Genomic DNA, 11,835 nt, shown 5'->3' with positions numbered 1-11,835 from the left:
TGGTACTGCAGGGGGGACCCTGTGGGAGAGTAGGACGCCGCCGAACAATCATTGTGGGAAAGCCCCCTGACGGGATGTCAGGGGGCTTTCTCGCGTTTCCGGAAGGTAGCTGCCCCCCGAGGGGTGGTGCTAGGTCCACCTCAAAGAGTGGTGACACGGCCAATGTGCCGGGGGTGGGGCCGAGGAGAGACTGGGGAGCGTTCGGAGACGGCTGCGACTTCTCGGGGAGTGGGTTTTGACGACGACTCTGTGGTTCGGCGGCGGGTCCGCCAGGTCCGCGTTGGGTGACTGGACGCGGTCGGCGGTGCGGGCCGCAGGGCAGGCCGTGGTGATGGTGGCAGGAGCTGCGGCCGGCGTGGCGGTGCCAGTGGTGGCAGGGCTGTTCACGGCGCTGGCCTTGGTGCAGCTGTTCGACCACGGGCCGTCGGCGCTGTACGTTGCGGTGCCGAGTGCGGTCGTGACGGGGGTGGCGACGCTGTACTGGTTCATGCGGCGTGGTGCGGTGTGGACGCGGCAGCGAGTGGAGCGGAGGGCCGGGGAGCGGTGGGTGGTGGTGTACTCGCCGCGGGAGGCTCTGGAGCAGGATGCCCGGGGGTTCTGGTGGACGGGGCACTCGTACCACCGGGGGCATTCGGTGGCCCGGGGGGTGCAGTTCGTGCAGTGGGCGGTGCGGGATCCGCAGATCAGGCGGGAGGCGCTCTGGCTGGTGGCGAATCCGGCAGGGCTGCTGGTTCTGGTGGTGCCGTTCCTGGGGCTGTTGGCGGGGGGAGTGGGGAGCGTCTGGGCGGCGGGGCGGCAGTTGCACGACAGGGTGGGGTACCTGGGGGAGATGGGGTTGGGGGCGATCGTCGGCCTGTTCGGGGTGGTGCTGATGGCAGCCGGGCTGTGGGGGCTGCCGTTGGGGATGCGGCGGCACGAGGTGTGGGCGTGCCAGGTGCTGGGGGGCGGGCCGCAGCCGAGTCGGGCGCAGTTGACCGAGCGGGTGGCGCAGTTGACGGAGACGCGGGCGGATGCGGCGGACGCGCAGGCGGCGGAGTTGCGGCGGATCGAGCGGGATCTGCACGACGGGGCGCAGGCGCGGCTGGTGTCGATCGGGCTGACGCTGGGCGCGGTCGAGCACCTGATGGCCACGGACCAGGCGGCGGCCCGCGAGCTGCTGGCGGAGGCCCGGGCGGCTTCGGCGAAGGCCTTGCAGGAGCTGCGTGACCTGGTGCGGGGCATCCACCCGCCGGTGCTGGCGGAGCGCGGGCTGCCGGACGCGGTGCGGGAGTTGGCGCTGACGGCGGTGGTGCCGACGGAGGTGGCGGTGGCTCTGCCGGGGCGTCCGGAGGCGGCGTTGGAGACGGCGGTGTACTTCAGCGTGAGCGAGCTGTTGGCGAACGTGGCGAAGCACGCCCGGGCCCGGCAGACGTGGGTGGACGTGCTGTACCGGGCCGGTCGGCTGCGGGTGGTGGTGACGGACGACGGGAGCGGGGGTGCGCGGACGGAGGCGGGAGGCGGCCTGCAGGGGATCGAGAAGCGGTTGGGTACGTTCGACGGGACGATCTCGCTCGACAGTCCGGTGGGCGGGCCGACCACGATCACGATGGAGCTGCCGTGCGCGTTGTCCTCGCCGAGGACCTCTACCTCCTCCGCCAAGGGCTGACCCGGCTGCTGGAGGCTCACGGGTTCACCATCGCGGCGGCGGTGGAGACCGGGCCGGACCTGCTGGCGGCGCTGCTGTCGGAACGGCCGGACGTGGCGGTGGTGGACGTCCGGCTGCCGCCGACGCTGACCGACGAGGGGCTCCAGGCGGCGTTGGCGGCGCGCCGGGAGATCCCGGGCCTGCCGGTGCTGGTGCTGTCGCAGCACGTGCTGCAGTTGTACGCGCGGGAGTTGTTGGCGGACGGGACGGGCGGGGTGGGGTACCTGCTCAAGGACCGGGTGTTCAACGCCGACCAGTTCGTGGACGCGGTGCGGCGGGTGGCGGCGGGCGGGACGGCGATGGACCCGGACGTGATCGGTCGGCTGCTGCAGCACAACGCCGGGTCCGAGCCGCTGCAGCGGCTGACGCCGCGGGAGCGGGAGGTGCTGGGGCTGATGGCGGAGGGCTGTTCGAACTCGGCGATCGCGGCGCGGCTGACGGTCAGCGACGGGGCGGTGGCCAAGCACATCGCCAACATCTTCGGGAAGTTGGAGCTCGCGCCGACGGAGGACGGCAACCGGCGGGTGCTGGCGGTGCTGACGTACTTGAACGGTGCGGCGGAGCGGTCGGCGGACGGCTGACCCGGCGGAGCGGTCGGCGCAGGGGTCGGCGGAGGGCGCCGGTGCGTGGCGGGTGAGCGGGCCGGGAGGGGTGCGGGTGGTGGTATGGACCAGTGGAGGTGTGGTGGCGATCGGGGGCCGTGGTCCGGGCTGGCGGCGGGGGAGAACGCCCGTGCGAGTAGTATCCGGTGGGCCGAGTCTGTCGACGGCGCACCGGCATCGTGTCATGACGTGATGACGTGAAGCGTGCGCCCCGGGGCGGGGACGTGTACTCGGCGGCTACAGGTCGTATACGGCAGCTGCCGAGTCCCAGGGGTTGATCTAACGAATGGCACGTCCTTCCCTTACCCGCGCGCACCGGGCACTGCTGGGTGTGGTGGCCGTCGGCGCGTGCGTGATCTCGGGCATCGGGTTCGCGGGGTCCTACAACTCGGTGCGTGACCTCGCCATGGAGAAGGGCTTCGGCGCCTTCTCCTACGCCTTCCCGATAGGCGTCGACGCGGGCATCGTGGTGCTGCTCTCGCTGGACCTGGTGCTGACCTGGCTGCGGATCCCGTTCCCGCTGCTGCGGCAGACGGCGTGGCTGCTGACCGCGGCGACGATCGCGTTCAACGCGGCGGCTTCCTGGGGCGACACGCTGGGCATGGCGATGCACGCGGTGATCCCGGTGCTGTTCGTGGTCGTGGTCGAGGCCTCGCGGCACGCGGTGGGACGGATCGCGGCGATCACCGCGGACCGGCACATGGAGTCGGTGCGGCTGATGCGCTGGGTGCTGTCGCCGGTGCCGACGTTCCGGCTGTGGCGGCGGATGAAGCTCTGGGAGCTGCGCTCGTACGACGAGACGGTGCGGCTGGAGCAGAACCGGCTGGTGTACCGGGCGCAGTTGCGGTTCCGGTACGGCCGGGGCTGGCGGCGGTCGGCGCCGTTCCAGGCGCTGCTGCCGCTGAAGCTGGCGAAGTACGGCGTTCCGCTGGACCCGACGGTGCTGGACCGGATCGACGGCCCGCTGGTGGTGGCGGGCGGCGCGCTGGCGGTCGAGCAGGAGGTTCCGGCGGTGCAGGGCGGTCAGGTGCAGGGCGGTCAGGTGACGCAGGCTCAGCAGGCCGCGCCGGGCCGGGCCCTGGGTGCTTCCCGTCAGCAGGTGCAGCAGCAGGCACAGTCCCAGCCGCAGCCGCAGCCCCAGCCCCAGCCCCAGGCGCAGGTGCAGCAGCAGGCCCCGGTGGTGCCGCAGGTGTCGGCGGCGGTGGCGGTGCCGACGCTGGCGAAGCTGGCTGCGGTGCGGCTGCGCGACCAGCAGGACCCGGAGGCGGCGCAGGCCGCGCCGGTGATCGACTCGTCCGCGGAGCTGAACGTGTGGACGGCCCGTCCGGTGCGCTCGCACGTGGCGCAGCCGGACCAGGTGCACACGGCGCGGGTGCCGGGGCAGGCGTCGCCGTGGTTCAAGGCGCCGCGGCCGAGCGGTCCGGAGGAGGAGGCCCGGCCGCAGTCGGGCTACCAGCCGCCGCAGGTCGAGGCGTACGCCGAGCAGGGCGGTCACCCGGAGGAGTACCAGGCGGAGGAGTACCGGGCGGAGGACTACCGGCCCGCGGCGAACGGGCACGTCCGGCCGACCGGTCCGCAGCAGCAGCCGGTGCAGGAGGAGGCGGTGGCGAGCCTGGTGCCGGGCCGACCGGTGCGGCTGGAGACGATGATGCCGTCCGAGCCGGAGCCGCTGCCGTTCGAGGAGGAGGCGCCGGTGCGCCGCCCGTTCGCGGGCGGGGCGGAGCCGCTGGACGGCGAGGAGTGCTTCGACGCGCTCGTGGCGTACATGGACACCTACGAGGACCAGCCGGACAAGGAGCAGTTCGCCGACTACCTGACGCAGCGCGGCATCGCGGGTTCGCGGTCGGACGGCGGTGTCGCGGTGAAGGACGTGGACAAGGTCTGGGCGGGTCTGCAGCGCCGGTACGTGACCTCGGGCCGCGGGGAGTGAGCCGCGGCGCCGTTCGGAGATAACCACAGAACGCGCGATGGCCGTCCGCCGGTTCTTCCGGTCGGGCGGCCATTGACGGTTCCGCGGGGCCGCCACTACCTTCGCGTCAACAAACTGTTGAAGTCGTGCGCTGAGTGGAGGAGCCCCGGATGTCGCAGCCTGCCCAGGTCGGTGCCGACCGGTCCGTCGCGTTCTCGGACGCCGCCCGGTCGGCCGTCGAGGCGCTGCTGGCGCCGGTGGACGCCGAGTTGACGCGCCGTTACCCGGGCGATCCCGGCTCCCGGCAGCCGGTGCACACGGTGTACGTGCCGGCCGACGCGTTCGGGGCGGGGACCGTCCGGGAGTGGGGCGCGCAGGCGCTCGCCGCGTTCGACGAGCACGCCGGCACGCCCGGGCGGCTCGCCGAGGCGCTCGGGGTCGCGGACGACGCCCTGCTGGCCGACGTGCACGCCCGGGTGCGGGCCAAGCTGGAGCGCGAACCGGTCGAGGACCTGCGGATCGACTTCGAGGACGGCTACGGCCCGCGCCCCGACGCCGAGGAGGACGCCGAGGCCGTCCGGGTCGCGCGACTGGTGGCCGCGGCGGTCGCCGACGGCAGCGCCCCGCCGTACGTCGGGATCCGGACCAAGTGCATGGAGGCCCCCGTCCGGGCCCGCGGCATCCGCACCCTGGAGCTGTTCCTGGGCACCCTGCTCGCCGCGGGCGGCCTGCCGGACGGGCTGGTGCTGACCCTGCCCAAGGTCACCCACGCCGCCCAGGTCACCGCGCTGGTGCGGCTGCTGGAGGACTTCGAGCGGCGGGCCGGGCTGCCCGCCGGGCGGATCGGGTTCGAGATCCAGATCGAGACCACCCAGGCGGTCCTCGGTCCGGACGGCCGGGCCACCGTCGCGCTGATGATCGGGGCCGCCGAGGGGCGCGCGACCGGCCTGCACTACGGCACCTTCGACTACAGCGCCGCCTGCGGGGTCAGCGCCGCCCACCAGAGCATGGACCACCCGGTGGCCGACCACGCCAAGGCCGTCATGCAGGTCGCCGCGGCGGGCACCGGCGTCCGGCTCTCCGACGGCTCCACCAACGTGGTCCCGACCGGCACCACCGAGCAGGTGCACGCCGCCTGGCGGCTGCACCACGGCCTGGTCCGCCGCTCGCTGGCCCGCGCCTACTACCAGGGCTGGGACATGCACCCCGCCCACCTGCCCACCCGGTACGCCGCCGTCTACGCCTTCTACCGCGAGGGCCTGGCCGCGGCCTGCGCCCGGCTCGCCGCGTACGTCGCCAGGACCGGCGGCGACGTGATGGACGAGCCCGCCACCGCCCGCGCGCTCAGCGGCTACGTGCTGCGCGGCCTGGACTGCGGCGCCGTCGACCTCGCCGAGGTCACCGGGCGCACCGGCCTCGACCGCGCCCGGCTGGACGCCCTGGCCGGGCGCTGAAGCGGGCGCCGGAGCGGGCGCCGGAGCTAGCCCCGGGGGCCCAGGGCCAGGCCGCCGGACCGGGGCCGGACGGCTGGGTACGGGCTGGGCATAGGCTGGGCGGGAGGACCGGCGCAGGGCCGGGCGCCGAGACGAGACCGACAGCGGAGAGCACCAGCGCCATGGCGGAGCCGAGCCCCAAGCCCTACCTGACCGTCCGGGGCTCCGGCAGCCACGAGCTGGAGATCAAGAAGTCCCGGTTCATCTGCCACCTGGCGCGGGTCGCCGACGAGGACGAGGCGCAGGCGTTCATCGCGGGCGTCCGCAAGCAGTACTGGGACGCCCGGCACAACTGCACCGCCTTCGTGGTCGGCGGCGAGCAGCCGCGCGAGCGCTCCAGCGACGACGGGGAGCCCGCCGGGACGGCCGGGGTGCCGATGCTGGAGGTGCTGCGGCGGCGCGGGGTGACCGACAGCGTCGCCGTGGTGACCCGCTACTTCGGCGGGATCAAGCTCGGCGCGGGCGGCCTGGTGCGCGCGTACGGGGCGGCGGTGTCCGAGGCGCTGGACGAGGTCGGGCTGCTGGAGCGGCGGCCGGTCGCGCTGCTGTCGGTGGCCGTCGACCACACCCGGGCCGGGCGGCTGGAGAACGACCTGCGGGCGGCCGGGTACGCGGTGGCCGGGCTGGAGTACCTGGCGGAGGGGGTGCGGATCGAGGTGGCCGTCCCCGAGCCGGGGACGGCGGAGTTCCACGCCTGGCTGGCCGAGGCGACCGGCGGATCGGCCGCGGCCAGCCCGGCGGGGCGGACCTTCGTCGAGGTCGAGGTCTGAGGCCCGGTCAATTCCCCGCGGAGGGGCCCGGGAAACGCGTGCATCGATCGCGGGCGGGCGGGTAGCAGAGGCGGCACCGGTGACGTTCCCGTTGCCGCCCGATGACACCCGATCGAAGGAAGCGGACCCGGATGCGGAACTTCCGCTCCTGATCGTTTCGTCTCCTAGGTAGCAGGAACAACGATTCGCCATCGACATCCGGGAGGAGGACCCGCAGAGCCCAGCACCGCACCACGGGAGGTTCCGCGCATGCCCACCGACCACGCCCAGCCGCCGTACCGGCTGACGGCCGCGACACCCCGCCCGCACCACGAGACCACCGCCCTCGTCGACCAACTGCTCGCCGACTGGCTGAAGTCGGAGGGCCACGAGGAGCCCGCGCCCCGCGAACGGCAGGCGCCGCCGGAGCGGCTACGGCTCGGCGAGCGGGTCCTGCTGGACCGCGACGGCGGCCCGCTGACCGGCCGCGGCCCCGGCGCCCGCTACAGCCGCCGCAGACTGCGCACGCCCGCCGCCCAGCCCGGCACCGACCAGCTGACCCTCGTCCTGGCCTCCGACAGCGCCACCGGCCCGACCCGGCTGCGGATCGAGGCCGAGCACCTCCCCGCCGGGCCCACCGCCGTCCCGCCCGGTCGGGTGCCCGTGCCCGACCTGGTCCGCCGCCTGCTCCCGCTGCTCGACGCCGCCGAGGGCCCGGTGCCGCTCACCGTCGCACCACGGCTGCTGGCCCCCGCCGACCTGGACGGCCTGATCGACGAACTCTGCGACCCCGAACGACAGTTGCCCACCGTGGTGGCCAGCGTGCCGCCCGCCGTGCCGGTCGAGCAGTGGCAGCGCCAGGTGCTCGACCCGCTGCTGCGCCAAGTCCCCGGCCTGGCCTCGCTGTACGTGCTCGGGCACGGCGCGCTGCCCCGGTTCAACCTGGCGCTGGAGTACCACAAGGTGTACGGCGGCGCGGTGCGCACCTTCCTGCCCGAGGTCGACCCGGCGTCCCGGGCCGACGCCGCCCGCCACCCCGTCCTGCCGCGCAGCCGGATCGACGAGAACCCGCGCCGCGCCGCCGCCCTGCTGGCCCGCGAACCCCGCCGGATCGCCGCCGAACTGCCGCTGCCCGCCCCGCTGGACGCCGTCCCCGCCCTGTGGCTGCCGCCCGAGGTCCGCAAGGCCCCCGCCGCGCCCCGGGCCGTGGCCGAGCGCCCGCCGGTGCAGCTGGAGCGCTGCCGGCTGCGGATCGAGCTCCCGCGCGAACCCCGCGAACCGCGCCGCTCCCGCTGCGGCGCCGGCCCCGCCAGCTTCGGCGAACTCGTCGACCGCTTCGGCGAGTTCCCGCTGCTGGAGTACACCGGCGACAGCAAGGAGACGCTCGCGCTGGACGGCCAGAGCGAGGCCGACGGCTGGGCCCGGCTCACCTGGGAGGGCCTCACCGCGCTCCAGGAGTACGCGGCCGCGGCCGTGCGCGGCGAGGCGGGCGGCGACTTCAAGCAGTGGTGCGAGCACACCCCGCCCGGCTGCCACCGCTTCCCGCCGCGCAAGGCGGTCCGCGGCGAGTCCCGCACCGTCGCCAGCCACGGCAAGTGGAAGCGCCAGCGGATGCTTCCCGTCCCGTCCGTCGTCGACTCCTCCTGCCGCGCGTTCATGGGCGCCCACCTGCGGATCGGCGGCGGCGGCACCGCCCCCCGGGTGCACTACCTGGACGACTGCTCCGGCAGCGGCCGGATCTACGTCGGCTACATCGGCCTGCACCTGACCAACACCCGCACCAACTGACCGTCCGCGAAAGCCCCTTCCGGGGACCGGTGCCGCACCGGTCCCCGCGGGACGGACCCGGGCGGACGTCAAGGGTCGGCCAAACCACGGGTGTTGGCTGACCGGACGGCCCGGACGGGGGACAATGCTGCTCGGGCCCCGCCGCGGCGGCCCGCCGACGTGCGCCGGGCCACCGGACGACCGGACGAGCAGGGGGAACACCGCCGATGCAGCATCCAGCCGAGGGCAGCACCGACGGCACCGCCACGGCGCTCCAGCCCGGGTTCCTCGCCTCGCTGTTCCGCGAACTCGGCGCCGACGAGGACGAGGACGAGGAGCGCGGCGAGGCCCGCGGCGAGGCCCGCGCCGCGGACTCCGCCGGGGCCCGGGGCCGGGGCCGACTCCGGGACCGCGGACCGGACCACGTCTGGGGCCGCGCCGCCGCCCCGACCGCCGCCGCCCCGACCGCCGCCCCCGCCCCGTCCGTGGTCCCGCCGCAGCCCGGACCGGTCGAACCGCCCGCCGCCACCGCCACGGACGCGGACCGCGCCGATCGCACCGACCGGGCGGACGACCCGGACGACCCGGTCGCCGCGCACGGCCGGGCCGCCGCGCTCACCCACCACCGCACCCTCGCCGTCCAGGCCGAGCACCAGCACCTGGCCGACCTGCTGCGCCGGGCCGCCCAGCCGGTCTCCGCGATGGACTTCGAGAGCCAGCTGCGCAGCTACCAGCCCCGGCCCTTCCCGGACGACGGCCCCGCGGCCGAGCCCGAGCCCGCCTGGGCCGACTTCGCGCCGCCCGAGCCCGCCGACACCGACCCCGACCAGCCGCGCTCGCGCCGCCTGCTCGACTCCGGCTACCAGCGCGAACTCGCCCAGGCCCGGTTGCGCCACCAGCGCGCGCTGCGCGAGTGGCGCACCCGGCAGGCCGAGCTCGCCGACAGCGGCGCCGCCGCCGCCCGGCAGGCCCACGAGGAGGCCGAGCGGGCCCGGGCCCGGGCCGTCCAGGAGTACAACGACAGCCTGGAGGAGTGCCGCCGCGCCTACCGGCAGGCCGAGCCCGCCGCCGTCGAATCGCTGCTGGAACGCGCCCTGGCCGCCGCCGAGGGCGCCACCCGCGATCTGCCCGCCCCCTGCCGCGCCGTGTTCCGCGCCCTCACCCGCACCGCCGTCCTCGACCTCGACCTGCCGCCGCTGGACACCGTCCCCGCCCTGGCCGGACACCGGCTCACCGAGACCGGCGAGGTCCAGCCCGTGCCCCGCCCCGCGGCCGACGTCCGCACCGACTACCTGCGGCTGGCCGCCCGGCTCGCCCTGCGCGCCCTGCAGGCCGCCGACGCCGTCGACACCGACGAGGTGCTGTCCGGCGTCGTCCTGAACGGCTGGCTGCGCGTCCCCGGGCAGCCCCCGCAGTGCCTGCTCAGCGTCGACGCCGACCGCGACGCGCTGGCCCGCACCCGGCTCGTCCCCGACGCCGGGCACCTCGGCGACGAGGGCGCGGACGGCGGCGTCTACGCGGAGGCCGAGCACGACGAGTCGCTGCTGCGGCTGCGCGCCCTGGCCGCCGCGATCAGCCCCGACCCGTACGCGGGCGAGGCCGTGCAGCCCTGGGGCAGCGCCTCCTCCGCGGTGCCCGCGCTCGGCGAGCTGTCGCCCGGCGAGTTCGCCCTGCTGGTGCGCGCCGTCCTCACCGCGGGCGGGCTGCGGGACTGGAGCGTGCGGCTGCGCGGCCCGGCCGGCCTGGTCGCCACCGCCGAGGGCGACCCCGGCAGCGGACTGCCCGGCCGCTGGGTGGTGTGGGCCTCCCGCGGCCCCGGCCCCGTCACCGCCGAGGAGATCGCCACCCTCGCCGAGGCCGTCCGCGAGGAGGGCGCCGACCGCGGCCTGCGGATGACCTGCGGCCGCTTCACCGACGAGGCGCTCGACCTCACCGGCGAGGAGCGCCACCAGCGCATCCACCTGATCGACGGCCCCGGCATCCGCGAACTCGCCCGCACCCACCTGGAACTACCGCTGACCCTGTGAGGACGCCGGGAAACGGCGGGTTCGCCCGGCGGACGGCCGGACGGGCTGTCAGGCTGGGGGAGTGGAGAACCGATTCCCCGGTCACCGGGACGGGCGGCGCGCGGCCGCGCAGGCGACCCGGCAGGCCTCCGAGCAGGAGCGCGAACTCGCGATGGCCGAGATGTACGCCGAGTGCGGGCTGCTGCGCGAACTCGCCGAGTCCTCCGGCGTCCGCCTCGACGACACCGTCGACTCGCTGACCGCCCTCGACCAACTGCTGCCCCGCTGGCGCGACGACCCGCAGGTGTCCCAGTGGCTCGGCACCGACGCCGGGCTCTACCTCGGCACGGTGATCCGCCACCGGGTGCCCGACGCCCGCTGGCGGCTCGCCCCCGACGGCCGCCCCCTGATGGTGCTCGGCACCGGCTTCGAACTCGACGCCACCGCGATCGGCCGCGACTGGGCCGAACAGGGCGCCCCGCAGCTCGCCGCGGTCTACCGGGCGGCCAGCGACGGCTGAACGCCCGGTAGACCGCGGCGCCCGGCCCGCGGGCGTCACCCCGACGGTCCGCCCGGGCGGCGCGCCGCCACCGCCGCCCGCAGGCTGGTCGCAGGGCCCGGCACCGTCCGGCCCGGGCCGGACGGACTGGATGCCCGTGGGCAGCGGTCAGCACAGCCGTCCGGCCCCCGGCACCGTGACGGGGGAGACCGAAACTGACCGCCGTACTGGTCGCCGCGGGCGCGTTCCTGATGACCCTGGTCGGCGGGTTCGTCGCCCAGCGCACCGGGGACCGCCGCCACCTCGTCCTCGGCTTCGCCGCCGGGCTGATGCTCGGCGTGGTCGCCTTCGACCTGCTCCCCGAAGCGATGGAGCAGGCCCCGCAGCAGGTCCACGGCGTCCCCGCCGCACTGCTGATGTTCGCCGCGGGCTTCCTCGCCATCCACGTCGTCGAACGCGCCGTCGCCATCCACCGCGGCCACGAGGGCGAGTACGCCGCGCACAGCCACAGTCACGGTCACGCGCACGGCCACGCGCCGGGGCCGGGGCCGGGCCAGGGCGAGCGGCAGCGCGAGCAGGGCGTCGGGATCGCGGCCGCCTCCGCGCTGGTGCTGCACAGCATGATGGACGGCTTCGCGATCGGCGCCGCGTTCCAGGCCGGGACGACGGTCGGTACGGTCGTCGCCATCGCCGTCGTCGCGCACGACTTCGCGGACGGCTTCAACACGTACACCCTCACCCGGCTGTACGGGAACAACCGGCGGCGGGCCGTCACGCTGCTGTTCGCCGACGCGCTCGCACCCGTCACCGGGGCCGGGATCACGCTGCTGTTCACCATCCCGGAACAGCTGCTCGGGCTCTACCTCGGCTTCTTCGGCGGGTTCCTGATGTACCTGGCGACCGCCGACATCCTGCCCGAGGCGCACAGCCCGCACCCGTCGAAGGGCACGCTGGCGTGCACGCTGCTGGGGGTGGGGTTCATGTGGCTGGTGGTGGGGCTGGCATGAGGAGGGCGCCTCCGGCGGGGTGCGGAGGGGTGGGGGCGCCTCCGGCGGGGGAGGTGGGCGGAGGAGGGCGGGCACGCTGGCGTGCACGCTGCTGGGGGGCAGGTGGCTGGTGGTGGGGC

Annotated in this window: 9 protein-coding genes; all 9 read left to right on the top strand. The window is 75.5% G+C overall.

The window, feature by feature from the left end; translation table 11 throughout:
• The first annotated feature begins 355 nt into the window (after nt 1–355).
• Nucleotides 356–1,645, top strand: a complete 1,290-nt coding sequence (locus OO57_RS35965; protein ID WP_234337675.1) for a sensor histidine kinase — start codon at nt 356–358, stop codon at nt 1,643–1,645.
• On the top strand, nt 1,597–2,265 hold the full coding sequence (locus OO57_RS35960) for a response regulator transcription factor (protein WP_033257008.1): 669 nt from the start codon (nt 1,597–1,599) through the stop codon (nt 2,263–2,265). Before OO57_RS35965 ends, OO57_RS35960 begins: the two co-directional genes overlap by 49 nt.
• A 307-nt stretch (nt 2,266–2,572) precedes the next feature.
• Entirely contained in the window at nt 2,573–4,216 is a 1,644-nt protein-coding gene (locus OO57_RS43225; RefSeq protein ID WP_106974199.1) for a DUF2637 domain-containing protein, read from the top strand.
• Nucleotides 4,217–4,365: 149 nt separating this feature from the next.
• Nucleotides 4,366–5,649, top strand: coding sequence for a DUF6986 family protein (locus OO57_RS35950; RefSeq protein WP_033257007.1), 1,284 nt, complete (start codon nt 4,366–4,368; stop codon nt 5,647–5,649).
• Nucleotides 5,650–5,810: 161 nt separating this feature from the next.
• Nucleotides 5,811–6,458 carry a YigZ family protein gene (locus tag OO57_RS35945; protein WP_033257006.1) on the top strand — a complete coding sequence of 216 codons (648 nt, stop codon included), beginning with the start codon at nt 5,811–5,813 and terminating at the stop codon, nt 6,456–6,458.
• Nucleotides 6,459–6,707: 249 nt separating this feature from the next.
• A complete protein-coding gene (locus OO57_RS35940) occupies nt 6,708–8,225 on the top strand; it encodes a hypothetical protein (protein WP_033257005.1) in 1,518 nt (505 codons plus the stop codon).
• A gap of 206 nt (nt 8,226–8,431) precedes the next feature.
• Entirely contained in the window at nt 8,432–10,231 is a 1,800-nt protein-coding gene (locus OO57_RS35935) for a restriction endonuclease (RefSeq protein ID WP_033257004.1), read from the top strand.
• A gap of 61 nt (nt 10,232–10,292) precedes the next feature.
• The gene (locus OO57_RS35930) at nt 10,293–10,730 is read left to right on the top strand and encodes a DUF6278 family protein (protein WP_033257003.1); all 438 of its coding nucleotides are present in this window, start codon (nt 10,293–10,295) and stop codon (nt 10,728–10,730) included.
• 230 nt (nt 10,731–10,960) lie between these two features.
• Nucleotides 10,961–11,716: a ZIP family metal transporter gene (locus OO57_RS35925; RefSeq protein ID WP_033257002.1), complete on the top strand. Its 756-nt coding sequence runs from the start codon at nt 10,961–10,963 to the stop codon at nt 11,714–11,716.
• Nucleotides 11,717–11,835 lie beyond the last annotated feature (119 nt).

This window comes from Kitasatospora phosalacinea (genome assembly GCF_000717185.1).
GTDB lineage: Bacteria > Actinomycetota > Actinomycetes > Streptomycetales > Streptomycetaceae > Kitasatospora > Kitasatospora phosalacinea_A.
This window is presented reverse-complemented; position numbering and strand designations above follow the sequence as displayed.